This window comes from Phreatobacter cathodiphilus (genome assembly GCF_003008515.1).
In the GTDB taxonomy this organism is placed as follows: Bacteria; Pseudomonadota; Alphaproteobacteria; order Rhizobiales; family Phreatobacteraceae; genus Phreatobacter; species Phreatobacter cathodiphilus.
This window is the reverse complement of record NZ_CP027668.1, coordinates 1798108-1823538: the sequence shown is the minus strand read 5'-3', so window position 1 is coordinate 1823538 and position 25431 is coordinate 1798108. Positions and strand designations below refer to the sequence as shown.

Genomic DNA, 25431 nt, shown 5'->3' with positions numbered 1-25431 from the left:
GTCAGATGTCCAGTTCCTCGGCGAATTCGGCGCGTTCCTGAATGAAGGCGAAGCGCGGCTCGGCCTTGACGCCCATCAGACGCTCGACGCTGTCGGCGGTCTCGGGGCGCTCCTCCGGGACGATGCCCACGCGCAGCAGCGTGCGCACCTTCTTGTCCATCGTCGTCTCCTTGAGCTGCTGCGGCATCATCTCGCCGAGGCCCTTGAAACGGCCGATCTCCACCTTCTGGTTGCCCTTGAAGGCGGTGCGCAGCAGCTCGTCCTTGTGGCCGTCGTCGCGGGCATAGAGCGTCTTGCCGCCCTGGGTGAGGCGGTAGAGCGGCGGCACGGCGAGATAGAGATGGCCGTTGTCGATGAGGCGCGGCATCTGCCGGTAGAAGAAGGTGATGAGCAGGCTCGCGATATGGGCGCCGTCGACGTCGGCATCGGTCATGATGATGACCCGCTCGTAGCGCAGGTCGTCGTCGCGGTAATGCGAGCCGGTGCCGCAGCCGAGAGCCTGGATGAGGTCGGAGAGCTGCTGGTTCTGGGCGAGCTTGTCGCGGCCGGCCGAGGCGACGTTGAGGATCTTGCCGCGCAGGGGGAGGATCGCCTGGGTCTGGCGGTCGCGCGCCTGCTTGGCGGAGCCGCCGGCGGAATCGCCCTCGACGATGAAGATTTCCGAGCCCGCGGCCGAGGTGTTGGAGCAGTCCGCCAGCTTGCCGGGCAGGCGCAACTTGCGCACGGCGGTCTTGCGGCTGACGTCCTTCTCGGCGCGGCGGCGCAGGCGCTCCTCGGCGCGCTCGATCACCCATTCCAGCAGCTTGTTCGCCTGGTTCGGATTGCCGGCCAGCCAGTGGTCGAAGGGGTCGCGGATGGCGTTCTCGACGATGCGCGAGGCTTCGCCCGTGGCGAGCTTGTCCTTGGTCTGGCCCTGGAATTCCGGCTCGCGGATGAAGACCGAGAGCATGACGCAGCAGCCCGCCAGTACGTCGTCGGCGGTCGCCTGGGCGGCCCGCTTGTTGCCGGTGCGCTCGGCATGGTCCTTCAGGCCGCGCAGCAGGGCGATGCGAAGGCCCTGCTCGTGGGTGCCGCCGTCGGGGGTCGGAATGGTGTTGCAGTAGGAGGACACGAATCCGTCCTGGTCACCAACCCAGCCGATGGCCCATTCCACCGAGCCGTGGCCCTGCTTGTCGAGCTTGCCGCCGAAGATATCCGGGTGGACGCGGGTGGCGCCTTCCAGGGTGGCGGCGAGATAGTCCTTGAGGCCGCCGGGAAACCGCAGCACGGCCTTCTCGGGCGTGTCGGTGCCCTTGACCAGTTCCGGATCGCAGGACCAGCGGATCTCGACGCCGCCGAAGAGATAGGCCTTGGAGCGCGCCATCTTGAACAGGCGAGCTGGCTTGAAGGTGCTGGTTTCCTTGAAGATCTCGGGATCGGGGACGAAGCGCACCTTGGTGCCGCGGCGGTTGTGGACGCGGCCGAGCTCCTCGAGCCCGGTCTGCGGGATGCCGCGGGAGAAGCGCTGGCGGTAGAGCATCTGGCCGCGCGCCACCTCCACGTCGAGGGCGACGGAGAGGGCGTTGACGACGGAGACGCCGACACCGTGCAGGCCGCCCGAGGTCTCGTAGACCTTGGAATCGAACTTACCGCCGGCGTGCAGGGTGCACATGATGACTTCGAGGGCCGACTTGCCGGGGAATTTCGGATGCGGGTCGACGGGAATGCCGCGGCCGTTGTCGGTCACCGAGAGGGAGCCGTCGGCGGAGAGCTCCACCTCGATCCAGGTGGCGTGGCCGGCCACCGCCTCGTCCATGGCGTTGTCGATGACCTCGGCGAAGAGGTGGTGCAGCGCCTTTTCGTCGGTGCCGCCGATATACATGCCGGGGCGGCGGCGCACCGGCTCAAGGCCTTCGAGCACCTCGATGTCGGACGCAGAATAGCCCTGTTCGCCCGGCGTGCCGGGGCGGGCGGCCTTGGCCGGCTCTGGCCGGGGGCGGGCGCCGGGAGGCGCCTTGGCGGCCGGTTCCTTCGGTCCTCCGAACAGGTCGCTGGAATTGTCCATCGTCACTCAATCCTCAAGGCCGCCTGGCGGCCGCGAATCAGTCGGGTCCATGATGGCATAGCCGGCCGGCGGCGCGAACGGAACGGAAACGGTCCCCGCCGCGCCTCGCCTCTGGACCGGCCCACGGCGGCGGGCCAGTCTTTGTCCCGTGCTGCGGAACGGCGGTGATCCCGCTGCGTTGGCCCATCGTAAGCGTCCCGGCGAGCATGAGGAAGACAGGCGTGGACAATCGAATTTCGACCGGCGGCATTGTCGCGGTCTACGGGGCGTTCTTCCTCGTCTGCATCCTCATCGCGATCACCGGCGGGATCGCCAATTCCTACGGCCTCGCGAGCTGGTATCCCGCCCTGACCAAGCCCTGGTTCAACCCGCCGAACTGGGTGTTCGGGCCGGTCTGGACCGTGCTCTACGGCATGATCGCGGTGGCAGGCGCCCGCTACGTCCTCTCGCCGGCACGCGAGAAGGAACCGACGCTCGCCCTCTACACCGCGCAGCTCGCGCTCAACGCCGCATGGTCCTGGGTCTTCTTCTACGGCCAGGCCATGGGAGCCGCGATCGCGGTGATCGTCGCGCTGTGGTTCGCCATCGCCGGGACCATCGCCTTCGGCTGGAACAAGGACCGTCTGGCCTCGCTCCTGCTCATTCCCTATCTTGCATGGGTCAGCTACGCCACCCTGCTGAACGTCGCCATCTGGCGGCTCAACGGCTGACGGGAACCGCCGATGTCCTTTAGCTTCTTCGTGCCCATCGCCGTCGCGGCGGTCGCCATCGTCCTGGTCATGGGCCTCGTCAACATGATGCGCGGCGGCGATCCCAACACGTCGCAGAAGCTCATGCGCTGGCGCGTGGGTCTGCAGTTCGTCGCCATCGTCATCATCGTCATCGCCATCTACTACAAGGCGAACGGCGGCTGAGGACGGGACTGCATGGTCAAGCTCAACAAGATCTACACGAAGACCGGCGACGACGGCACGACGGGGCTGGCGGCGGGGCCGCGTCGGCTGAAGTCGGACCTGCGCGTCGAGGCCTATGGCTGCATCGACGAGGCGAATTCCGCCATCGGCATCGCCCGGCTCGCCACCGCCGATCATCCCGTGGTCGACGCGATGCTGATGCGCATCCAGAACGACCTCTTCGATCTCGGCGCCGACCTGGCGACGCCTGACCTCGGCGAGGATCTCGGCTACGAGCCGCTCAGGATCGTGGAAGCCCAGGTGAAACGCATCGAGCGGGAGATCGACCAGCTCAATGCCGAGCTCGATCCCCTGAAGAGCTTCATCCTGCCCGGCGGAAGCCCCGCTTCGGCGCATCTGCACCTGGCGCGGACCATCGCCCGGCGCGCCGAGCGGATCATGGTCGACCTCGTGCGCCGTCCCGGCGAGGCGGTGTCGCGTCCCGCGCTCGAATATGTGAACCGGCTGTCGGACTTCCTCTTCGTCGCCGCCCGCTACCTCAACGACAAGGGCCGGGCGGACGTGCTCTGGGTGCCGGGCAAGAACCGGTAGCGCGGGCTCGTCTTGACAGCGTCATCCGCCGATTGCATGTAACGGCCATGATCACCGCCGCGACCAGCACCCGACGCCGTATCCTCATCCAGCGATGAGCGCGCGGCCGTGTGCCCTGATGATCGACCCGATCGCCGCGCTCCCAGCGCGGTTTTTTTGTCCCTGAATTCCTGAACCGACTTCTCGCACCCTGCGGAGACTGCCATGGCGACCAAGGCCAAAATCGCGATCCTCGGAGCCTCCGGCTACACCGGCGCCGACGCCGTGCGCCTCGCCGCCCGCCATCCGCATGTCGAGATCACCGCGCTGACGGCGAACACCCATGCCGGCAAGGCCATGGCGGATGTGTTCCCGCACTTCTTCATGCTCGACCTGCCGAAGCTCGTCGCCTGGGAGAGCGTCGACTGGAGCGGTCTCGACACGGTGTTCTGCGGCCTGCCGCACGGCACGACGCAGGAGATCACGGCCGCCGTGCTCGCCGCCAACCCGAAGATCAAGATCCTCGACATGTCCGCCGACTTCCGGCTGCGCGACGGGGCGACCTATGCGGAGTGGTACGGCCACGAGCACCAGGCGCCGGAGCTGCAGAAGGAGGCGGTCTATGGGCTCACGGAGTTCTACCGGAAGGAGATCACCGCCGCCCGCCTCGTCGCCTGCCCGGGCTGCTACCCGACCGCGACCCTGCTCGCGCTGGTGCCGATCGCCAAGGCCGGCCTCATCCACGCCGAGGACATCATCGTCGACGCCAAGTCGGGTGTGACCGGCGCCGGCCGGGGCCTCAAGCAGAACACGCTGTTCTCGGAAGCCGGCGAGGGGCTTTCGCCCTATTCGATCGGCAAGCACCGCCACGCGCCTGAGATCGAGCAGGAGATCGGCGTCGCGGTGGGTGGAAAGGTGACCATCAACTTCACGCCGCACCTCATCCCCATGGCGCGCGGCGAGCTCTGCACGTCCTATGTCCGGCTGAAGGGGGCCACCGCCGACGACCTGCGCAAAGCGCTCGCCGACGCCTACCGGGACGAGCCCTTCGTCCATGTGGCGCCGAAGGGCGTGGTGCCGCAGACGCAGAACGTGCGCGGCTCCAACTACGTGCAGATCGGCGTGTTCGAGGACCGGATTCCCGGCCGGGCCATCGTCATCTCGACCCTCGACAACCTGGTGAAGGGGTCGGCGGGCCAGGCGATCCAGAACATGAACCTCGTCCTCGGCTATCCCGAGACGACGGGTCTGGAGCAGATCGCGCTGTTCCCGTAAGGCGCGCGGCGCCGCGGGGGCGGCGCCGTCGGTCACCGCATCATCAGCCGCTCAAACTTGGCGCGCTGGACGTCGTTCCACGGCGTCGAGCGCTTGGTCGCCTTGTCGACCTGGGCCGTGGTCGTCGAGGCCGAGATGTGCCGCACCCCGTCGACGAAGACGGCCTGGTCGAAGGTGAGCGAGGAGGAGCCGACGCGCCGGATGCCGGAGACGATCTGCACGAAGCCGGGATAGAGAATCTCCCGGTGGAACTCGACCTCCATGTGGACCAGCGAGATGCCGCGGCCCTCCGCGGTGAGGCGGATGCCCTCGCGGTCGAAGAATTCGGTGCGGCCGATCTCCAGATAGGTTCCGATCACCGCGTTGTTGACGTGGTTGTTCGGGTCGAGATCGCCGTAGCGGACGGGATGCACGGTCAGGAACGGGTAGGCTTCGAGCGCCGGGCGCTCATTCAACGGTAGAGGCACTGTCAGTCCTTCACTTTCACGTAGCGCCCGGGGGCGTCCTCGATGGGCGGATAGGCGTTGGAGCCGATGCGGCGCGCCTCGACCTCCTTGCCGTCATGGGCGCGGACCCATTCGCGCCAATGCGGCCACCAGGAGCCGGGATGCTCCTCGGCGCGGGCGACCCAGTCGTCGAAGCTGCCCTCGGGCTTGCCGCCGGTCCAGTGCTGGTACTTCTTCTTCGCCGGCGGGTTGACGACGCCGGCGATGTGCCCCGATCCCGCCATGACATATTCCACCGGGCCGCCGAAGCTCTGCGAGCCGAGGAAGACCGAGTGTGCCGGGGCGATGTGGTCCTCACGCGCGGCGAGGTTGTAGACGGGCACCTTCACCTTCTTCAGGTCCAGCTTTTCCCCGGCGACCTCCATGCGGCCCTGGCTGAGGTCGTTCTGCAGATAGCAGTGGCGCAGGTAGAAGGAATGGTTCGCCGCCGGCATGCGGGGGGAATCGGCGTTCCAGTAGAGCAGGTCGAAGGGCATGGGCTGCTTGCCCTTCATGTAATTGTTGACGAAATAGCTCCAGATCAGGTCGTTCGAGCGCAGCATGTTGAAGGCGTTGGCCATCTGCTTGCCCTCGAGATAGCCGGTCTGCGCCATGCGCTTCTCGAGGCTCTGGATCTGCTCCTCGTCGACGAAGACCTTGAGGTCGCCGGCGTGGGTGAAGTCCACCTGGGTGGTGAAGAAGGTGGCGGTCTGCACCGTGTCCATGCCCCTGGCCGCCATGTAGGCGAGGGTCACCGCCAGCAGCGTGCCGCCGACGCAGTAGCCGATGGCGTGGACCTTCTCCTCGCCGGTGATCTCGCCGGCGACGCGGAAGGCGGCCAGCGGCCCCTCCAGCATGTAGTCGTCGAAGCTCTTGTTGGCGTGGCGCTGGTCTGGATTGACCCAGGAGACGACGAAGACCGTCAGGCCCTGGTCCACCGCCCATTTGATGAAGCTCTTCTCCTGGGTGAGATCGAGGATGTAGAACTTGTTGATCCAGGGCGGGACGATGACCAGCGGCACCTTGCCGACCGTCTTGGTGGTGGGCTCGTACTGGATGAGCTGAATCAGGTCGTTCTCGAAGACCACCTTGCCGGGTGTCATGGCGAGGTTGCGCCCGACCGCGAACTGGCTGTCGTCGGACTGGCGGATGCGCAGGTCGCCGCCGCCGCGCTCCACGTCCTCGGCGAACATCTTCATGCCGCGCACGAGGTTCTCGGCATTGGAGGAGATCGTCTCGCGCAGCAGTTCCGGATTGGTGACGACGAAGTTTGAGGGCGAGAGGGCGTTGGCGATCTGCCTGGCGTAGAACGAGGCCTTGTGCTTCAGGTGCTCGTCGAGCTCGGCCTCCGTGACGAATTTCTCGGCGAGCCCGGTGGTCACCAGGTAGAACTGCTTCAGGAAATCGAAGAAGGGGTTCTTCTCCCATTGCGGGTCCTTGAACCTGACGTCGCGCGGGTCGGGCCGGACCACCGGTTCCGCCGGTTCGCCCGCCATCGCCTTCAGCGACTGGGCCCACAGGTCCATATAGCGCGTGGCGACCTCGGACTGCGCCACCATGGCCCGCTGCGGGTCTTTCAGCCAGAACTCGGCGACATGGCCGAGGGTCTTGGCGACATCGGCGACGCCGTCCGGCGAATCGGAGGGGTGGGCGCCGGTCTCGCGCGGCTTCAGATAGGCGGCGAGCGCCTTGCCGCCGAGTTCGACCATGCGGGCGATGTTGGACGACAGGCGCTCGACGTCCAGGGCCTGGAAGCGGAAGGGATCGTCACCCGCCGCCTCGGCCGCAGGTTGGGGCGCCACGGCGGGTGGCGGAGCGGCCGCCGGCTCGGCGGACTTGCCGCCGGTGACGAGCGAGAGCGGCTTGCGGGGGGCGGCGGCCGGGGCCGGTCTGTCGGCCAAGGGTGCCGCCGCGGCGGGAGCGGCGGGTGCCTTCACCGCGGGAGCCGTCTTCGGTGACGTCGCCTCGACGGGCGCCGTCTTGGCGGGAGCGGGCTTGACGGAAGCAGGCTTGGCGGAAGCGGGCTTGGCGGGCCCGGGACGGGTCGCCGGCTCCCTCGTCGCGGCGGGAGCCGTCTTGGCAGGGGTTTTGGCGGGAGTCTTTGCGGCAGCCGCCTTGGCAGGAGTCTTGGCGGGAGCCGTCTTGGCAGGGGTCTTGGCGGCAGCCGTCTTGGCAGGGGTCTTGGCGGCAGGGGTCTTGGCGGCAGGGGTCTTGGCGGCAGGGGTCTTGGCGGCAGGGGTCTTGGCGGCAGGGGTCTTGGCGGCAGGCGTTTTTGCGACAGGCGCATTGGCCGCGGATGTGCCGGCTTTCGACCGATCCGGCCGGGCGGCGACCCTGGCCACCGCCGACTTCGCCTTGGGCGCGACAGCCGCCGCCGCCGTGCGCGGAGCCGAATCCGCCCGTGCGGCCGGAGCCGCCGGAGCGGCCTTATCGCGCGGCGAGGGTGCCTTGGGCGCGGCCTGCGGCGACTTCGGCTTGCCGGAATCGCGTTTCGCCATGAGCGTCCCTCCGAAAATCGCCGCTTTCGTCCATCACGAAATCGGTCCACTTTTTGATCTGAGCATATTAGGAAGGCGATGCGGAGGCCGCCATGCGAAAGATGTGTGGTTTCCCCTCGGAGAGCGACATGGCAGTTTCATTCCTCCGGCTGATCGCGCCGGCCCCGTCACGGCTCGCCGTCGTGGCCGCAGCGGCGTTCATGCTCGCCGGATGCCAGCACGCCAGCGACGGCTATCCCTCGCCCTACGGCCCCTCCCAGCCGACGCCGTTGCCACCGGTCGCCGGCGGCGGCCTCTGGGCTCCCGCGCCGCTCCGGGTCACCGGTTACGGCGCCGGCACCCTGATCGCCCGGCTGCCGCCGCCCGACCGGGTGGCGCCGCCGCCGCGCTCGTCGGAGACGCCGGAACTGCTGACCCCGGCCCAGCAGACGGCGCGTCGTCAGGAATTGGAGGCGCAGCGCGCCGCTCATTCCGGCGCGATGCAGCAGCGCCTGGAGAGCCAGGGCCGCATTCGCGGACCCGGGCCCGGCGCGCGCCCGGCCATCGATCCGGCCGAACGCGGCAGCGAGGACTAGGACGAAAGACGGGAGCGGCGCGGGCGCCCTCCCGTTCCAAGCCGTATTGCAATGTGATACGAGGCTAGCCCCTTGCGGCAAGGCCTGCCGCCCGAGCGACTCGCACCGATGACCCAGCCCCAGTTCCACCGCATCCGCCGGCTGCCTCCCTACGTCTTCGAGCAGGTGAACAAGGTGAAGGCCGCCGCCCGCGCCAAGGGCGTCGACATCATCGACCTCGGCATGGGCAATCCGGACCTGCCGGCCCCCGACCACGTCATCGAGAAGCTGAAGGAGACGATCGGCAAGCCGCGCACCGACCGCTACTCGGCCTCCAAGGGCATTCCGGGGCTCCGGCGCGCCCAGGCGGCCTATTACGCCCGCCGCTTCGGCGTGAAGCTCGACCCGGACACCCAGGTCATCGCCACGCTCGGGTCCAAGGAAGGCTTCGCCAACATGGCGCAGGCGATCACCGCCCCGGGCGACGTCGTGCTCTGCCCCAATCCAAGCTATCCGATCCACGCCTTCGGCTTCCTGATGGCGGGCGGCGTCATCCGCTCGGTGCCGGCCACCGCCGACGAAGAGTATTTCCGCGCGATGGAGCGGGCCATGCAGCATTCCATCCCCAAGCCCATCGCCGTCGTCACCTGCTATCCCTCCAACCCGACGGCGCAGGTTGCCGATCTCGATTTCTATGCCGAACTCGTCCGCTTCGCGAAGAAGCACGATCTGATCGTGCTCTCCGACCTCGCCTATGCCGAGGTCTATTTCGACGACGCCAATCCGCCGCCCTCGATCCTGCAGGTGCCCGGCGCCTTCGACGTGGCGGTGGAGTTCACCTCCATGTCCAAGACCTTCTCCATGGCCGGCTGGCGCATCGGCTTCGCGGTCGGCAACGAGCGGCTCTGCGCCGCGCTGGCGCGGGTGAAGAGCTATCTCGACTACGGCGCCTATACGCCGGTGCAGGTGGCGGCGACCGCGGCCCTGAACGGGCCGGAGGACTGCATCCACGAGATGCGCGGCACCTATCGCAAGCGGCGCGACGCGCTGGTCGAGAGCTTCGGCAAGTCCGGCTGGGACATTCCCGTCCCGCAGGCCTCGATGTTCGCCTGGGTGCCGATTCCCGATCAGTTCAAGCCGCTGGGCTCGCTCGAATTCGCCAAGCTGCTGGTCGAGAAGGCCGAGGTCGCGGTGGCGCCCGGCATCGGCTTCGGCGAGCACGGCGACGAGTATGTGCGCATCGCCGTGGTCGAGAACGAGCAACGCATCCGCCAGGCGGCGCGCAACGTGAAACGCTTCTTCGACGGCGCGGCGACCACCCTCCACAACGTCATTCCTATCGCCGCCGCCGGCCGCTGAGCCGAAGGAGCCGCCATGATCCGCATCGTCGTCGCAGGGGCCTCGGGCTGGGTGGGGCGCGAACTGGTGCGGGCGGTGGCCGCCGCGGGCGACCTGTCGCTCGTCGGCGCCGTGGCGCGCTCCGCCGCCGGCCGCGACGCCGGGGAGGTGGCGGGCGGGCCGGCGCTCGGTCTCGCCGTCTCGGCGACGCTCGCGGAAGCGCTGGCGGTGCCGAGCGACGTCGTCGTCGACTACACCAAGCCCATGTGGTGAAGGGCCATGCCCTCGAGGCGCTGGCGAGCGGCCGCCACGTCGTCATCGGCACGTCGGGCCTTGCGGCCGGGGATTATGCCGAGATCGACGCCGCCGCGAAGGCAGCGGGGAAGGGCGTCATCGCCGCCGGCAATTTCTCCGTCACCGCCTCGCTGCTGAAGCGCTTCGCCACCATGGCGGCGCGGCACGTGCCGGACGTCGAGATCATCGACTACGCCTCGGCCAAGAAGCCCGACACGCCCTCGGGCACGGGGCGCGAGCTCGGCGAAATCCTGTCGACGATCCGCGGCGCGCCGACCTCGAAGCCCGTCGACGAGCTCGGCGGCATCCGCGAGACGCGGGGCGGGGCGGTCAATGCCGGCGGGATCGCCGTCCAGGTCCATTCGGTTCGCATGCCCTCCTTCGTCCTCTCCGCCGAGGCGATCTTCGGCCTGCCGGACGAGCGGCTGACCATCCGCCACGACGCCGGCTCCTCGGCGGCCCCTTATGTCGGCGGAACGCTGCTGGCGGCGCGCCGGGTGGGCGGCTCCGTCGGCCTCACCCGCGGCATCGACCACCTGCTGGATTGAGGGCGCCGGGACCGGCATTCCTTGCCTTGTCGGGCCAAATCGGGCACAAGCCCGGCGCGACGCATCGGTCGCGGCAGTGCGGATCCATCAGCCATGCAGGACGTCTTGAAAGTCGGGATCGCCGGCCTCGGCACGGTCGGGGCCTCGGTCGTCCGGCTCATCGCCAAGCGCGACAATCGCCTGGCGGAAGCCGCCGGCCGTCCGATCCGCGTCACCGCCGTCTCCGCCCGCTCGCGCAGGAAGGACCGCGGCATCGACCTCTCCGGCGCGCGCTGGGTGGACGATCCCGTCAGCCTCGCCGCCGATCCGGAGATCGACGTCTTCGTCGAGCTGATGGGCGGCGCCGAGGATCCGGCCAAGGCGGCGGTGGAGACGGCTCTCGGCCACGGCAAGGCGGTGGTCACCGCCAACAAGGCGCTGCTCGCCGCCCACGGGCCGGCCCTGGCCAAGAAGGCCGAGGCCAAGGGCGTGGCGCTCAATTTCGAGGCGGCGGTGGCCGGCGGCATCCCCGTCATCAAGACCCTCAGGGAAAGCCTGCTCGGCAACACGATCGAGCGCGTCTATGGCATCCTCAACGGCACCTGCAACTACATCCTCACCCGCATGGCGGAGGAGGGCATCGCCTTCGAGGAGTGCCTGAAGGACGCCCAGCGCCTGGGGTATGCGGAGGCCGATCCGACCTTCGACGTGGACGGCTTCGACACCGCCCACAAGCTCTCGCTCCTCACCAGCCTCGCCTTCGGCACGCTGGTCGACACCAAGGGCATCTCCATCGAGGGCATCCGCTCGATCAAGCCGGTGGACCTGCGCATGGCCGAGGAGCTCGGCTACCGGGTGAAACTGCTGGGCGTCGCCCAGCGCACCGCCGACGGCGTCGAGCAGCGCGTGCACCCGACCTTCATCCCCAAGGACGAGGCCATCGCCCAGGTCAACGGCGTGCTCAACGCCGTGGCCATCGACGCCGACGCCGTGGACCTCACCCTGGTCGGCCCGGGGGCCGGCGGCGACGCCACCGCCTCCGCCGTCATCGCCGACATCGTCGACGTGGCGCGTGGGCACCGCACGGCGCCCTTCATCCGCCCGGTCTCCGCCTTGACGAAGCCCAGCCGGGCGCCGATGACCCGGCACGAGGGCGGCTACTACATCCGCCTCGAAGTGGTGGACAAGCCGGGCACGGCGGCGCGCATCGCCTCGCGCATGGCGCAGAACAACATCTCGCTGGAATCGATCGTGCAGCGCCGGGCAGGCCCCGTGCGCGGCGGCACCGATCCGGCCGCGGCTGCGGCGCCCGCGCCGGTCGTGCTCATTACCTACGCGACGACGGAGGCCGCCGTGCGGCGCGCCCTCAAGGCCATGGACACGGACGGAATCCTCCTGGGCGCCCCCCAGGTCATCCGCATCGAACGCAACTGACCACCGATCCCAAGAGCGAAAAGGACCTTCCAATGGCCGAGCAAGGGCTTTCCATCCCCAAGAACCTCGTCATCGAGCGGGTCCTCTCCATGGAACTCGTCCGGGTGACGGAGCGGGCGGCGGTGGCCTCTGCGCGCCTGCGCGGCCGGGGCAACGAGAAGGCGGCCGACCAGGCCGCCGTCGACGCCATGCGGCGCGAGCTGAACAAGCTGCCGATCGACGGCACGGTGGTGATCGGCGAGGGCGAGCGCGACGAGGCGCCGATGCTCTATATCGGCGAGGAGGTCGGCACCAAGAAGGGGCCGAAGGTCGACATCGCCCTCGACCCGCTGGAGGGCACCACCCTCTGCGCCAAGGACATGCCGGGTTCGATCGCCGTCATCGCCATGGCCGAGCACGGCTCGCTGCTCAACGCGCCCGACGTCTACATGGACAAGATCGCCGTCGGCCCGGGCTATCCGAAGGGGGTCGTCGACCTCGACGCCTCGCCGGTCGACAACATCCACGCCATCGCGAAGGCCAAGGGCGTGAAGCCCAACGAGATCACCGCGCTGATCATGGACCGGCCGCGCCACGCCAAGCTGATCGAGGCCGTGCGCGGCACCGGCGCCGCCATCCGTCTCATCACCGACGGCGACGTCGCCGGCGTCATCCACACCGCCAATGCGCTGGAGACCGGCATCGACATCTATCTCGGCATCGGCGGCGCGCCCGAGGGCGTGCTGGCGGCGGCGGCGCTGCGCTGCGTCGGCGGCCAGATGCAGGGCCGCCTGATCCTCGACACCGAGGCCAAGGTCGAGCGCGCCCGCAAGATGGGCGTGAAGGACCCGAACAAGAAGTATGCGATGGAGGAGATGGCCTCCGGCGACGTGATCGTCTCGGCGACCGGCGTCACCGACGGCGCGCTGCTCAAGGGCGTGGTCTTCGGCCCCGAGCTGATCACCACCGAGACCATCGTGTACCGGTCGACCACCGGCACCGTGCGGCGGATCTTCGGCGAGCATCGCCAGCTCGAGAAATTCCATCTCGACTGACCCCATGGAGCGCCGCCGGCTGTTCCTCGGCATCGAAACATCGGCCCTCGGTCGCGCCTGGCGCGACCGGCTCGATGAACCGGGGCGCGCCCAGGCGCTTGCCATCGCCCAGACCCACGGCCTGCCGGACATCCTCGCCCGGGTGCTGGCGGGCCGGGGCGTCACCGCCGACACCACGGAGGCCTTCCTGGATCCGACGATCCGGGAGGCCATGCCCGATCCCTCCGTCCTCACCGACATGGACCGGGCGGTGGAGCGGCTCGCCAAAGCGGTGCTGACTGGCGAGCAGGTGGCGATCTTCGGCGATTACGACGTCGACGGTGCGGCCTCCTCGGCGGTGCTGGCGCTGTTCCTGCGGGCCGCCGGCCTCGACCCCTTCCTGCACATCCCCGACCGCATCTTCGAGGGCTACGGGCCCAATGCCGAGGCGCTGCGCCAACTCGCGGGCCGCGGCGCGACGCTGCTCGTCACCCTCGACTGCGGCACCACCAGCCACCAGGTGCTGGGGGAGGCGGGGGCTCTCGGTCTCGACGTCGTGGTCTGCGACCATCACCAGGCCGACGAGACGCTGCCGGCCGTCGAGGCCGTGGTGAACCCCAACCGCCAGGACGATCTCTCCGGGCTCGGCCAGCTCTGCGCCGCCGGCGTCACCTTCATGCTCGTCGTGGCGCTGAACCGCCACCTGCGCGGCAAGGGGCATTGGACGACGGCGCGGCCGGAGCCCGACCTGATGGGCCTCGTCGACCTCGTGGCGCTCGGCACGGTCGCCGACGTGGTGCCGCTCACCGGGCTCAACCGGGCCTTCGTGGCCCGCGGCCTCGTCGTCATGCGGCGGCGCGAGAATGCCGGCCTGCGCGCGCTGATGGACGTGGCGCGGCTGGACGGGCCGCCGACGCCCTACCACCTCGGATTCCTCCTCGGCCCCCGCATCAATGCCGGAGGACGAATCGGCGATGCGGCGCTGGGGCTCAGACTGCTGATGACGGAGGACACGCTGGAGGCCGGGCGCCTCGCCGCCGATCTCGACCGGCTGAACCGCGAGCGGCAGGTGGTGGAGATGGGCACGGTCGCGGAGGCCGAGGCCGAAGCGCTCGCCGCACTGGGGCCGCTGGAGGAGGGAGCCGCCGTCGTGGTGACCGCCGGCAACGGCTGGCACGCCGGGGTCGTGGGTCTCGTCGCCTCGCGGCTTAAGGAACGCTTCAAACGGCCCGCCTTCGCCATCGCCTTCACCGGCGACACGGGGACGGGGTCTGGCCGGTCGCTGCCGGGGGTCGATCTCGGCGCGGCGGTAAGACGGGCGGTCGCCTCCGGGATCCTCGCCAAGGGCGGCGGCCACGCCATGGCCGCCGGCATCACCGTGCAGCGGGAGCGGCTGGCCGAATTCCGCGCCTTCCTCGAGGCGCACCTCGCCGAGGCGGTGAGCCGGGCGCGGCGCGAGGACATGCTGCTCGTCGACGCGGCGACCACGGCGGGAGCGCTGACGACCGAGCTCGTCTCCATGCTCGACCGGGCAGGGCCCTTCGGCACCGGCAATCCCGAGCCCATCCTGGCGCTGCCCTCGCACACGCTGGTGCACGTCGACGAACTCGCCGGCGCCCATGTGCGGGCGCGGTTGCGCAGCGGGGACGGCAAGACGGTCGACGCCATCGCCTTCAGGGCCGCCGGCCAACCGCTGGGGCAGATGCTGGCGGCGAACCGCGGCCGCCCGCTTCACGTCGCGGGATGCGCCGCCATCAACCGCTGGCAAGGCCAGGAGCGGGTGCAGTTCCGCATGACCGACGCGGCCGTTCCGCCGGGCCTCTGATCAGGTCCGGAAGAGCGGCGCGCGCAGAGCCCCGAGCCGGCGGCTGCGGGGCGGCTCCGGCTCGCTTCCGCCGGAACGCGAGCGACAGCGCGCCGCCATCAGCCGCTGGGCCTGAACGGCGAGGGTGCGGGCGCGCGGCGCCAGCGCCGCGTCCGAGGTGACGACGGTGCGCAGGGCGGCGAGCAGCGTTGCCGCCTCGGTCTTCGGGTCGGCGCAGGTGCGCGCATCCTCCAGCAGGTCGACGAAAGAGGGGTTCCAGGCGGGGTCGTGGAGGCGCCACAGGACCAGCGCGACCAGACTGTCCTCGCGGTCGCTGCCCGTCGGCAGGGTGAGGTCCACAGACGCAGTACCCATCAAATCGCACCTGGCACGCAAGGGGATGCACGGAATCGGTCGGGCCGACAGGGTGATTGCAACCCTTCGGCGAGGCGGCGGCAACGGCGGGAATGATGCGTCCATCCCTTATCCACAGACCCGCGTGCTGCAGCGCGGCGGCGTCGCCTGCCTTAACGTCATGTGCGCTGGCCAGGACGGTCCGGGGGCGCTACTGTGCCGTCAGTGCCGCCGATGAGCGGCCCCGCCGGGAGGAGCAGAGCATGGGATTCTTCGATTTCGTGAAGAGCGTCGGCAAGAAGCTGGTGGGCGCCAGCGAGGCGCAGGCGGCGCCGGCACCCGTCCTGACGCAGGAGGTGGCCAGCCACGGCTTCGACACGAGCAAGCTGCAGATCGGCACGTCCGGCAACAACGTGCAGCTCTCGGGCCAGGTGAAGTCGCAGGAGGAGGCCGAGCGCATCATCCTCGCCCTCGGCAACACGGTGGGGGTGGCGCAGGTCGACACCAGCCAGCTCATCGTGGCGGCGGAGACGCCGGCGGCCAAGTTCTACACGGTGAAGAAGGGCGACACGCTCTGGAAGATCGCCGAGACCCATTACGGCAAGGGCGCCGACTACCCGAAGATCGTCGCGGCCAACAATCCGCCGATCGTCAATCCGGATCTCATCCAGCCGGGTTGGGTGCTTCGCATTCCCTGACGCCGCCCTATACTCCCGGACGGGCGGAGGCCTCGACGCCTCCGCCGGCACATCGACCGGGAGAACGCCAATGCCTACCCTGACGCGCCGCGGCCTCGCCGCGGCTGCCATCCTCGCGCCGCTCGCCCCTGCCGTGGCGCGAGCGCAGTCCTGGCCCTCCGGCACGATCCGGATCGTCGCGCCCTTTCCGCCCGGCGGCTCCGTCGATGCGCTGGCGCGGCTCGCCCAGCCGATGCTCGAGCGCAGCCTCGGGGCCACCGTGATCGTGGAGAACCGGGCAGGGGCCGGCGGCAGCGTTGGCGCCAATGCCGTGGCCAAGGCGGCACCCGACGGCAATACCTGGCTGTTCGTCTTCGACACCCATGCGGTGAATCCGTCGCTGCTGCCGAACATGCCTTTCGATTCCCTGAAGGACCTCGATCCGGTCATGCTGATCGGCACGGCGCCGATGGTGCTGGTCACCCATCCCTCGCAGTCCTACCGGACCCTCGCCGAGGTGATCCAGGCGGGCAAGGAGCGGGCAGGGGGCGTGCCCTACGGGACGATCGGCAACGGCAGCCTCGGTCATCTCGCCATGACGCTGCTCGCCCGTCGCGCCGCTACCGGCTTCAACCACATCCCCTATCGCGGCGGCGGCCCGCTCATCAACGACGCGCTCGGCGGTCACGTGCCTTTGTCCATCGCATCCGTCGCGGTTCTCGCCGCCCATCTCACGGCGGGCACGCTGCGGCCGATCGTCCAGACGGGCGCACAGAGGGCGGCGACGCTGCCCGAGGTGCCGACGGTGGCCGAGAGCGGCTTTCCCGGTTTCGAGGCCGAAGCCTGGTGGGGCGTCTTCGCACCCGCCGGCACGCCGGCGCCCGTCGTCGCGCGGTTCCGGGAGGCGCTGGCCGGCGCTTTCCGCGAGCCGGCCACGGCGAAACAGCTCACCGAGACCCAGCAGATCAAGCTGCTGGCGACGGGGCCGGACGAGCTCAGGACCTTCTTCGCGAGCCAGATGAAGATCTGGGGAGACGTGGTGCGGGAGAATTCGATCAAGGCGAGCTGAATTTCCGCCCGGGCGCTTGATGGCGGCGGGGAACACCCCTATAACGCCCGCCGCCGCCATGCGGTTCGCTCCCTTCGTCTAGAGGCCTAGGACACCAGCCTTTCACGTTGGGTACACGGGTTCGAATCCCGTAGGGAGCGCCAGCCCTGTTTTGGGCTCGAAAAAACTGCGTCAAATCAATAGATTATCGCGCCTGTACTCATGGCCGGGCAAGCCGGCAGGACCGGTGGAATCTCAGCGCTCTGACCCTCAGTCGAGAGTTCCGCATGGCGCCGCCACAGCCGACATTCGAGTCGTGTCCCAGTGCGGACTCCCGCGTTTCCCATCGGGCGCAAGCCAACAGGCCGGTCGCCGCGACATTGTTGACGATCGCCGCGTCGCCTGTGTCGCTATCCGCCTCGGCGATCAGGGAACGGTCGACGTGATCCGAGGGAAGGGGAGGCGCCGATGCGCGCGGCGGGACCTGCCGGAGCCATTCGTCGCGCGCGACTCCGGTTCTCCTCACGCTGAGGCGCTTCGGCGTCTCGGCGGTCCGCCGCTTCGTTGCCGGTGAGCGCTGCCTCGGTCACCTCGAACGCTATCTTGCACCCGGGCTCGCCCCGATGCCTTCGAGAACGCCTTGGGCCTGAAGGGACTGAACGGTGCGCCGTAGGGTTGCGAGGAACAGACGCGCCGGTCGCGACAGCGACGAACTGCGCGACATCAGGATCTGCGCGCTCAACGCCGTCTTCGGCGCGAAGGTCAGGCAGACGATCCCGATTTCGCGTGCGTCGATCAGCCAGAAGGGGTCGATGACCGCGACGCCGGCTCCCGCGCGCGCGAGGGCGCAGGCGACCGACGACTGGTTGACCTCGATCGCAACCCGGCGCGGCGTTTGCGCCTGACGGAAGACCTGGTCGACCAGGGCGCCGAGCGGCTGGCTGCGGCTGAACGAAATCAGCGGATAGGGCGCGAGATCGGCCGCTTCGACCACGGCCCGGTCCGCCAGCGGATGGGTCGGGTTGACGACGACGACGAGGTCGGCGGTGCACAGCTCGATGGCGCGCGCGTCGTGCTGGGCGAGCGGCGACAGTGCCAGCCCGAGATCGACCTCGTCGCGCACCACACTCTGGATGACGCCGGGGTTGTCGGTCGTCCTGATGGTGATCTGGATGCGGGGGCGCGAGGCCTGGAACGCGGCGACCGCCGCCGGCAGAATGTTGTTGGCCAAAGTCGCGGTCGCCGCGATCTGGATCGAGCCGACATTGGTATCGCCCATATCTTCGATCAGCCGGCCGATCCGATCGACGCCGTCGAAGACGCGCTCCAGCTCGGCGATCAGGACGCGCGTCTCGGCGGTCGGCTGCAGGCGCCCCTGTTTGCGCACGAACATGGGGAAGCCGGCTTCCCGCGAACACTCGCGCAGCATCATGCTGACCGCCGGCTGGGAGATGCCCAGGGCCTGGGCGGCCGACGTGACCGACCCCGAACTCGCGACGGTATGGACGATCTGCAACTGGCGGATGCTGAGAGACATCAGCTCAGCTTATATGGAATTAAGCTGGAGACAATTGAGCTTATTCTGCCGTCGGCCTAGCGTCTGGGACATGGACGCTGCCCGACCCAAGAGGCCGGCGCCTGAGGAAATGCCGGACCGGACATGAAGATCACCGCGGTCGAGACCTGCGTCGTGGCGCTGCCCTTTGACATGGGCGGGCCGAAGCCGGCCTTTGCCGGCAGGCCCTGGGACCATCTCGAGATTCTTCTGGTCAAGGTGGAGACCGAGGACGGGCTCGTGGGGTGGGGCGAGGCCTTCGGCCACGCAGCCATTCCCGCGACGAAGGCCGCCATCGACACGATCGTCGGCCCGCTCATGATCGGCCGCGATGCCGGCGACATCCAGGGCCTGTCCCGCACCATCCTGCACAGCCTGCATCTGCTCGGGCGCAACGGCTCCTTCGTCTATGGCTATTCCGGCATCGAGATTGCGCTCTGGGATCTCGCGGGAAAGCGCGCCGGCCAGCCGCTCTACCGACTGCTGGGCGGCCGCGACCGCGGACCGATCCCCGGCTATGCGAGCCTTCTCGCCTACAACGACGATGCTCTGGCGGCCAAGAACACGGCGGCGGCCTGCGCGCGCGGCTATCGCTTCATCAAGCTGCACGAACTCACCCGCTCGGCGGTGCTGGCCTCCATGGAGGCGGCCGGCGACGTGCCGGTCATGATGGACGTCAACTGCGCCTGGTCGCCGCCGGCGGCCCGCGCCATGGCAGCCTCGCTCGTCGAGGACGGGCTGATGTGGCTCGAGGAGCCGGTCTGGCCGCCCGAGGATGTCGGGAGCCTCGCCAGCGTGCGCGCCTATGGCATTCCCATTGCGGCCGGCGAGAACGTCGCGGGCCTGTTCGGCTTCAAGACGCTGATCGATGCCGATGCCATCGACATTGCCCAGCCGAGCGTCACCAAGGTGGGCGGCATCGCGGAAATGCTCAGGATCTTCGACCTGTGCGAGGCCCACGGCGTCGAGGTCTGTCCCCACAGTCCCTATTTCGGACCCGGCTTCATCGCCACCCTGCACATCATCCAGGCGCGGATGGAAAAGCCCATGGTCGAGGTGCTCTGGCTCGACATGGAGGCCAATCCCTTCGATCCCTGGGTCAAGGGCGACAAGGGCCTGTTTGCGGTGCCGGACGGCCCCGGCCTCGGCGCCGATCCGGACCACGCCGTGCTGGCCCGCTACCGCGTCGGCGACATCACCCGCATCGACGGACGGAGCCGGCCATGAAAGTCACCAGGGTCGAGACCGACACGGTCACGCTGACGCTCGCCAAACCCATCGGCAGCGCGCTCGGCGAACTCCGCGACTTCGGCATGGTGCTGGTCACCATCCACACGGACCAGGGCCTGACCGGGGAAAACCTCGTCTTCACGCTGAACAACCGGCGGACGCCGGTGCTGCGGGCCATGGTCGAGGAACTGTCCGACCTGATCGTCGGGCAGGATGCGGGCCTGATCGCCGGCTTCAACGCCCGCGCCTGGACGGACATCAACTTCCTCGGCCACAAGGGCGTGACCGTCATGGGCATCTCGGCCCTCGACGGCGCGCTGTGGGATCTCGCGGGAAAGGCCGCCGGCCTGCCGCTCTACCGCATGCTCGGCGGCGCGCAATCGCGCGTACCGGCCTATCATTCCGGCGGGCTCTGGCTGTCGCTGTCGATCAGCGAATTGCAGGAAGAGGCCAGCCGCTTCATGGCCGAAGGCTTCAAGGCCATGAAGATGCGGCTCGGCCATGCCGATCCGCGTGACGACATCGCACGTGTGAAGGCCGTGCGCGAGGCGATCGGCCCGAAGATCAAGCTGATGGCCGATGCCAATCAGGGGCTCAACGAGCATCAGGCGATCCGCCTGGGACGCATGCTGGAGGAGTATGACCTCACCTGGTTCGAGGAGCCGCTCCCCGCCTGGGACCTGGACGGACTGGCGCGCGTCTCGGCCGCCCTCGACACGCCCATCGCCTCCGGCGAGACGGAGTATTCCCGCTACGGCTTCCGCCGCATGCTGGAGCTGCGGTCCGCCGACATACTGATGCCCGACCTGCAGCGCGCCGGCGGGGTCAGCGAATTCATGCGGGTCGGCCACATGGCGGAAGCCCACGATGTCGCGGTGTCGAGCCATCTATTCCCGGAGACCAGCATCCAGGTGCTGGGCGCCCTCTCCAACGCGATCTTCCTCGAATACATGCCCTGGTTCTCGCCGCTCTACACCGAGCCGCTGACCTTCGAGAACGGAGCGGCCGTCGTTCCGGAACGGCCCGGCTGGGGCTTCACCTTCAACCGCGACTACATCCGCCACCTCAAGGGCTGAAGGCCCGGAAAAACCCGCGCAGACGGGCAATTCTCACTCAGCGATCGGGAGGATCCCATGGCCATCAATCGTCGTCACTTCACCTTAGGCACCGCGGGAGCCGTCAGCGCATCGGCGCTCGGGCTCGCCCACCCGGCGATCGCCCAGGCCGAGCCGATCCGCATCGGCTGGCTGGCGGCCCTCACCGGACCGAGCTCGGCACCGGGTGTCGGCTTCAACCGCGGCGTCATCTATGCCGCGGAGGCCATCAATGCGGCCGGAGGCGTCAAGGGCCGCAGGATCGAGATCATCACCCGCGACACCCAGGGCGACCCGACGAAGGCGGTCAACGCCACCCAGGAGCTGATCAGCCAGGCCAAGGTCCACGCGATCTGGGGGCCGACCAACTCCGGAGAGTCTCTGGCGGTCACCCCGATCATGGCGCGCGCCAAGATGCCCAACATCCACCCCTGCGTGGTCGATTCCCTGATCGACGAGCGCCGCTTCCCCAATGCCTTCCGCATCTCGCCGTCGAACACCCAGTGGGACGACGCCGTGCGCAACTACTGCCTCGCCATCCTCAAGCTGAAGAAGATCGCCGTCATCGGCGACACCACCGGCTACGGCGTCAGCGCGGTCAATGCCTCGGTCGCCGGCTTCAAGAAGGACGGTGCCGAGGTCGTCTACCAGGCCAATATCGACGCGACCCAGCCCGACATGACCCCCGACATGCTGCGCGCCCGCAATGCCGGCGCCCAGGCGATCGTGGTGTGGAGCGTGTCCACCGGCATGGAGGCGCGGATGATGAACACTCGCGCCGCCATGAACTGGGACGTGCCCTTCGTCGGCCACCCCTCGCTGTCGTCGGGCGAGATCGGCGGCCTGATCGAGAAGCCGGCCAACTGGGACAAGGTCTACGCCATCGGCTATCGCAGCTGCAGCTACGGCGCCGACGGCAAGCTGCCGCCGAAGAACCAGGCCTTGGTGGAGAGGCTGGCCGGCAAGGTCAACCTGCAGGACACGCTGCTCTGGTGGGTCGCCTGCGGCATCGATGCGATCGACCTCGTGGCCAAGGCGGTCGACACGACCGGCTCGTCCTCGGGTGAGGCCATCATCGGCTTCTGGAATGGCCTCGCCAAATACGAGGGCTATTTCGGCAACTACTCCTACAGCCCAACCCGGCACAACGGCTATCCCGTGGCCGATGTGGTCATGTCGGCGGCCAGTTCGGCGAAGAACGGCACCTTTGCGCTGGCTCCCGGCTATTCCGGCTGAGCCGACAACCAACCAGGGCCGGGCTCGGCTCCCCAGAGCAGCCCGGCCTCGCATGCAGGCCTTCAGTCCCGAAAGAGATGACCCATGCTGGCTTCGATCCTCGCCTCGGGCCTCGCGGTTGGGGCGATCTACGCTCTCATCGGGATTGCCTACAACACCATGTTCTCGACCTCGCGGGTCATGAGCTTCACGGCAGGCCAGCTCGGCATGCTCGGCGGCGTCTTCGGCTCGCTGTTCATCCTGCGCATGGGCTTTCCGCCGGTCCTCGGTTTCCTGGCGATGATCGCCTGCTGCGCCCTGATCGGCGTCGTCACCGAGTTCGTGGCCGTCAGGCCGGTGCTGAAGAGCCTCGACCAGCATCTCTACGTGCTGTCCACCCTGGCGCTGGCGCTCATGATCCAGCAGGTGACCGCGATCGAGTGGAGCACCGAACCGCAGCCCTTCCCGAGGCTCTTCAGTTCGGGCGGCGGCTTCATCGAGGAGAAGTTCTGGCTGCCCGTGGCGGCTTGCGCCATCACCATCGTCGGGCTCGAATTCCTCTATCGCAAGACGCTGGTGGGCCGCGCCTTCCTCGCCATTGCCGAGGACAACTTCGCCGCGCGGGCCCTCGGCCTCCCCGAGCGCAACCTGCGCATCGCCAGCTATGCGCTCGCCGGTGCCATCGGGGGCCTGGCGGGATTTGCCGGCGGCCAATTGTTGCTGGCGTTCTTCGCCAACGGTCCTCTCCTGAACTTCTACGGCTTCGTGCCGGTGGCGCTCGGCGGGCTCGGCAACAACCGCGGCGCCGTCATCGGCGGCCTGGCGCTCGGCATCTTCCAGCAGGCGGCCAACTTCCTCGTCGGCGGCATCTTCTCCTCCGTCGCGGTGTTCGGCCTGTTCATCATCGTGCTGCTGATCGCACCACAGGGCCTGTTCGGCGGCCAGGCCGCGAGGAGGGTCTGATGGCCGACCTGACCAACACGGCCGGCATGGCGCCGGCAGACAAGACCGGCGGAGGTCCTGCGGTGCTGCGCGCCGCGCTGCCTTTCATCGCCCTCTTCGGTCTCGCCGCTCTGCTGCCGCTGACCGGCAACGAGTACTGGGGCCTCATCGCCACGCGCGCCGCCATCTACTGGATGCTCGTCGCAGGCCTCAACCTGATCGTCGGCTATGCCGGCCAGCTTGCGATCGGCTATGTCTCGCTCCTGACCCTCGGTGCCTATACGACCAGCGTCCTGGTGGCCGGCAATGTGACGCCGCCCCTGCCGGTCTTCGCCGCCCTCGCCGCGGCGGGCTGCGTCGGCGCCGTCTTCGGCGTCGTCATCGGCCTGCCCGCATTGCGGCTGCGGACATTCTACTTCGCGATGACCACGCTGGGATTTGCCACTATCGTCACCCAGGTGGCTCTGGCCTGGCAGAGCGTCACCGGCGGCGGGATCGGATTGTCGGGCCCGGAAATGCCGGCGCCCTTCGACAAGGCTTGGGGCTTCTTCTACCTGTGTCTGGGGATCGCTGCCTTCAGCACCTGGATCACCTCGAACATCGCCCACAGCCGGTTCGGGCGCGCCCTGATCGCCGTGCGAGACGCCGACGTGGCGGCTGAGGCGAGCGGCATTTCCAAGGCGCGCCTGCTCATCGCCGTGTTCATGCTGGCGGGAGCGCTGGCGGCCATGGCGGGCGGCCTGTTCGCCAGCCTCCAGACCTACATCACGCCCGACGCCTTCACCTTCGAGCTGTCGCTGCTGTTCTTCATCGCCGTGCTGATCGGCGGCCGCGGCTCGATCCTCGGACCGCTGATCGGCACGATCGTGCTGACCATCCTGCCGGAGATCGCCGCGCCGCTCGCCGCCTGGTCGACCTTCCTCTACGCGGTCCTGCTGCTGGTCATCGTCCTCGCCATGCCCGGTGGCATTGCCGCGCTCCTCGACTTCAAGAGCCGCAAGCCTCTGACCTTTGACCGGGCGATCAAGCCGCGCCCGGCGCTGCTGGCATCGCTGCTCGATCGCCGGGACGAGCGTACCCCGGTCGTGCTGACCGACATCGTGCTGAGCTTCGGCGGCGTCCGCGCGATCGATGGCGTCTCCCTCACCATCGAGACCGGCAAGGTGCACGGCCTGATCGGTCCCAACGGCAGCGGCAAGACGACCACCCTCAATGTGATCTCCGGCTATTATGCGCCAGAAAAGGGCAGCGTCACGCTCGGGCAGCCCCTGGAGCCGGGAGCGCCCGAGACCCGCGCCGGCCGGGGCATCGCCCGCACGTTCCAGACGCCGCGCATCGTCGGCGAGGCGTCCGTCATCGACAACGTGATGATCGGGGCGACGATCCAGGGGCAGGCGACCTTCATGGAGACGCTGTTCTCTCTGCCCCGCCATCGGGCCGACGAGAGGCGGCTGCGTGGCGCCGCCATGACGGCCCTCGCCGCCGTGGGGCTGGAGGCGCTGGCCGACGTCCGTGCCGACCGTCTGCAGCACAGCGAATTGCGCTTCGTCGAGATCGCCCGCGCCCTCGTCCTCAGGCCCGCCTTCCTGATGCTGGACGAGCCGGCCGCCGGCCTTTCGGTGTCCGAGATCGAGCGCCTCGCCGCCCTCATCAAGGGCATCAGCCGTCAGGGGACAGGCGTGCTGCTCGTGGAGCACCATGCCGACTTGATCTTCGACATCTGCGACCACGTCACGGTCCTGAACCTCGGCCGCGTGCTGGCCGCCGGAACGCCGTCGGAGATACGCGTGCACAAGGAGGTCGTCAGTGCCTATCTCGGAGGCTGAACCGCTGCTGGACGTCCGCGCGCTTCAGGCGGGCTACGGCAAGATCAACGTGCTGCATGACCTGACGCTGAACGTCGGTGCGGGCGAGGTCGTCGCCTTACTCGGCCCGAACGGCGCCGGCAAGACCACGCTGCTGCGTGCCATATCCGGGCTCCTGCCATGGGGTGCCGGCGACGTCCGCTTCGGCGGTTCCAGCCTTCGCGGCGTCAGTCCGCGCGAGACGGCGCGCGGGGGCCTGGTCCACGTGGTGGAAGGCCATCGGGTGTTCACCCAGCAGACGGTCACCGACAACCTGCTGCTCGCCGCCTACGATATCCCGCGGGCCGAACGCATGGCCCGCGTCGAGGAGGCGCTCGACTACTTCCCGGAGATCGCCGCGAAGCGGAACGACCGCGGCGGCTCGTTGAGCGGCGGCCAGCAGCAGATGCTCGCCGTGGCGCAGGGGCTCGTGCGGCGCCCCAGGCTCCTGATGCTCGACGAACCGTCCGCCGGGCTTTCGCCCGTGCTCGTCGACCGCGTGCTGGCCGTGGTCTCGACACTGCGGGACAACGGCACGGCCGTTCTGCTGGTCGAGCAGTTGATCGAGAAGGTTCTGGCGATCGCCGACCGCGTTTATGCGATGTCGCAGGGCAGCGTGGTGCTCGAGGCGCAGGCCAGCGAGCCGAACCTGCCGCATCGCCTGGAAAGGGCCTATTTCGGTGTCGAGAAGGCCGTTGCCGACCACGCCCGGTAATGTGGAC

Annotated in this window: 24 protein-coding genes and 1 tRNA gene; 20 read left to right on the top strand and 5 right to left on the bottom strand. The window is 68.8% G+C overall.

What is annotated here, in order from left to right; translation table 11 throughout:
* Position 1: 1 nt before the first annotated feature.
* The gene (gene parE / locus C6569_RS08930) at positions 2-2044 is read right to left on the bottom strand and encodes a DNA topoisomerase IV subunit B (protein WP_106748516.1); all 2043 of its coding nucleotides are present in this window, start codon (positions 2042-2044) and stop codon (positions 2-4) included.
* Positions 2045-2265: 221 nt separating this feature from the next.
* On the opposite strand from parE, the gene C6569_RS08925 reads away from it, so the two are divergent.
* The 4 genes from C6569_RS08925 to argC all read left to right on the top strand — a co-directional run bounded on the left by C6569_RS08925 (position 2266) and on the right by argC (position 4803).
* Positions 2266-2754 (top strand): TspO/MBR family protein, encoded by a 489-nt coding sequence (locus C6569_RS08925; protein WP_181313966.1) that lies wholly within the window; start codon positions 2266-2268, stop codon positions 2752-2754.
* A gap of 12 nt (positions 2755-2766) precedes the next feature.
* Positions 2767-2958, top strand: coding sequence for a twin transmembrane helix small protein (locus tag C6569_RS08920; protein WP_106748514.1), 192 nt, complete (start codon positions 2767-2769; stop codon positions 2956-2958).
* Positions 2959-2970: 12 nt separating this feature from the next.
* Positions 2971-3549, top strand: a complete 579-nt coding sequence (locus C6569_RS08915) for a cob(I)yrinic acid a,c-diamide adenosyltransferase (RefSeq protein ID WP_106748513.1) — start codon at positions 2971-2973, stop codon at positions 3547-3549.
* A gap of 204 nt (positions 3550-3753) precedes the next feature.
* Complete coding sequence (gene argC, locus C6569_RS08910; RefSeq protein ID WP_106748512.1) at positions 3754-4803, top strand: N-acetyl-gamma-glutamyl-phosphate reductase; 1050 nt, start codon at positions 3754-3756, stop codon at positions 4801-4803.
* Positions 4804-4835: 32 nt separating this feature from the next.
* Here argC and C6569_RS08905 read toward each other — a convergent pair whose 3' ends face one another.
* Together C6569_RS08905 and phaC are read right to left on the bottom strand one after the other, a co-directional pair.
* Positions 4836-5258, bottom strand: coding sequence for an acyl-CoA thioesterase (locus C6569_RS08905; protein ID WP_181313964.1), 423 nt, complete (start codon positions 5256-5258; stop codon positions 4836-4838).
* Positions 5259-5272: 14 nt separating this feature from the next.
* A complete protein-coding gene (gene phaC, locus C6569_RS08900; protein ID WP_106748510.1) occupies positions 5273-7786 on the bottom strand; it encodes a class I poly(R)-hydroxyalkanoic acid synthase in 2514 nt (837 codons plus the stop codon).
* Between the two features lie 128 nt (positions 7787-7914).
* Between phaC and C6569_RS08895 the strand changes: the two genes are divergently transcribed.
* The 7 genes from C6569_RS08895 to recJ all read left to right on the top strand — a co-directional run bounded on the left by C6569_RS08895 (position 7915) and on the right by recJ (position 14771).
* Positions 7915-8361: a hypothetical protein gene (locus C6569_RS08895; protein ID WP_106748509.1), complete on the top strand. Its 447-nt coding sequence runs from the start codon at positions 7915-7917 to the stop codon at positions 8359-8361.
* A 108-nt stretch (positions 8362-8469) separates the two neighbouring features.
* Positions 8470-9699: an LL-diaminopimelate aminotransferase gene (locus C6569_RS08890; protein ID WP_106748508.1), complete on the top strand. Its 1230-nt coding sequence runs from the start codon at positions 8470-8472 to the stop codon at positions 9697-9699.
* Positions 9700-9714: 15 nt separating this feature from the next.
* Positions 9715-9951: a hypothetical protein gene (locus C6569_RS22470; protein ID WP_342750264.1), complete on the top strand. Its 237-nt coding sequence runs from the start codon at positions 9715-9717 to the stop codon at positions 9949-9951.
* Positions 9948-10520 (top strand): dihydrodipicolinate reductase C-terminal domain-containing protein, encoded by a 573-nt coding sequence (locus C6569_RS08885; protein ID WP_342750263.1) that lies wholly within the window; start codon positions 9948-9950, stop codon positions 10518-10520. Before C6569_RS22470 ends, C6569_RS08885 begins: the two co-directional genes overlap by 4 nt.
* A 93-nt stretch (positions 10521-10613) precedes the next feature.
* Positions 10614-11933 carry a homoserine dehydrogenase gene (locus C6569_RS08880; protein ID WP_106748507.1) on the top strand — a complete coding sequence of 440 codons (1320 nt, stop codon included), beginning with the start codon at positions 10614-10616 and terminating at the stop codon, positions 11931-11933.
* A 32-nt stretch (positions 11934-11965) separates the two neighbouring features.
* Positions 11966-12967, top strand: coding sequence for a class II fructose-bisphosphatase (glpX, locus tag C6569_RS08875; RefSeq protein ID WP_106748506.1), 1002 nt, complete (start codon positions 11966-11968; stop codon positions 12965-12967).
* 4 nt (positions 12968-12971) lie between these two features.
* A complete protein-coding gene (gene recJ / locus C6569_RS08870; protein WP_106748505.1) occupies positions 12972-14771 on the top strand; it encodes a single-stranded-DNA-specific exonuclease RecJ in 1800 nt (599 codons plus the stop codon).
* Here recJ and C6569_RS08865 read toward each other — a convergent pair whose 3' ends face one another.
* Positions 14772-15125 carry a hypothetical protein gene (locus C6569_RS08865; RefSeq protein WP_146144763.1) on the bottom strand — a complete coding sequence of 118 codons (354 nt, stop codon included), beginning with the start codon at positions 15123-15125 and terminating at the stop codon, positions 14772-14774.
* 242 nt (positions 15126-15367) lie between these two features.
* On the opposite strand from C6569_RS08865, the gene lysM reads away from it, so the two are divergent.
* From lysM to C6569_RS08850, 3 genes are all read left to right on the top strand, one after another.
* On the top strand, positions 15368-15802 hold the full coding sequence (gene lysM / locus C6569_RS08860) for a peptidoglycan-binding protein LysM (RefSeq protein ID WP_106748503.1): 435 nt from the start codon (positions 15368-15370) through the stop codon (positions 15800-15802).
* A 70-nt stretch (positions 15803-15872) separates the two neighbouring features.
* Positions 15873-16850: a tripartite tricarboxylate transporter substrate binding protein gene (locus C6569_RS08855; RefSeq protein ID WP_106748502.1), complete on the top strand. Its 978-nt coding sequence runs from the start codon at positions 15873-15875 to the stop codon at positions 16848-16850.
* Positions 16851-16917: 67 nt separating this feature from the next.
* Positions 16918-16993 (top strand) — tRNA-Glu (locus C6569_RS08850).
* Positions 16994-17427: 434 nt separating this feature from the next.
* Here C6569_RS08850 and C6569_RS08845 read toward each other — a convergent pair.
* On the bottom strand, positions 17428-18366 hold the full coding sequence (locus C6569_RS08845; RefSeq protein WP_106748501.1) for a LysR substrate-binding domain-containing protein: 939 nt from the start codon (positions 18364-18366) through the stop codon (positions 17428-17430).
* A 123-nt stretch (positions 18367-18489) separates the two neighbouring features.
* Here C6569_RS08845 and C6569_RS08840 point away from each other — a divergent pair, with 123 nt between their 5' ends.
* The 6 genes from C6569_RS08840 (at position 18490) to C6569_RS08815 (ending at position 25424) form a co-directional block, all read left to right on the top strand.
* A complete protein-coding gene (locus C6569_RS08840) occupies positions 18490-19611 on the top strand; it encodes a mandelate racemase/muconate lactonizing enzyme family protein (protein ID WP_106748500.1) in 1122 nt (373 codons plus the stop codon).
* Positions 19608-20690 carry a mandelate racemase/muconate lactonizing enzyme family protein gene (locus tag C6569_RS08835; RefSeq protein WP_106748499.1) on the top strand — a complete coding sequence of 361 codons (1083 nt, stop codon included), beginning with the start codon at positions 19608-19610 and terminating at the stop codon, positions 20688-20690. The genes C6569_RS08840 and C6569_RS08835 overlap by 4 nt, the downstream gene beginning before the upstream one ends.
* Positions 20691-20747: 57 nt before the next feature.
* Positions 20748-21944 carry an ABC transporter substrate-binding protein gene (locus C6569_RS08830; protein WP_106748498.1) on the top strand — a complete coding sequence of 399 codons (1197 nt, stop codon included), beginning with the start codon at positions 20748-20750 and terminating at the stop codon, positions 21942-21944.
* A gap of 84 nt (positions 21945-22028) precedes the next feature.
* Positions 22029-22886, top strand: coding sequence for a branched-chain amino acid ABC transporter permease (locus tag C6569_RS08825; protein ID WP_106748497.1), 858 nt, complete (start codon positions 22029-22031; stop codon positions 22884-22886).
* A complete protein-coding gene (locus tag C6569_RS08820) occupies positions 22886-24691 on the top strand; it encodes a branched-chain amino acid ABC transporter ATP-binding protein/permease (protein ID WP_245898277.1) in 1806 nt (601 codons plus the stop codon). Before C6569_RS08825 ends, C6569_RS08820 begins: the two co-directional genes overlap by 1 nt.
* The gene (locus C6569_RS08815) at positions 24672-25424 is read left to right on the top strand and encodes an ABC transporter ATP-binding protein (protein WP_215905801.1); all 753 of its coding nucleotides are present in this window, start codon (positions 24672-24674) and stop codon (positions 25422-25424) included. Before C6569_RS08820 ends, C6569_RS08815 begins: the two co-directional genes overlap by 20 nt.
* The last annotated feature ends 7 nt before the right edge of the window (positions 25425-25431 follow it).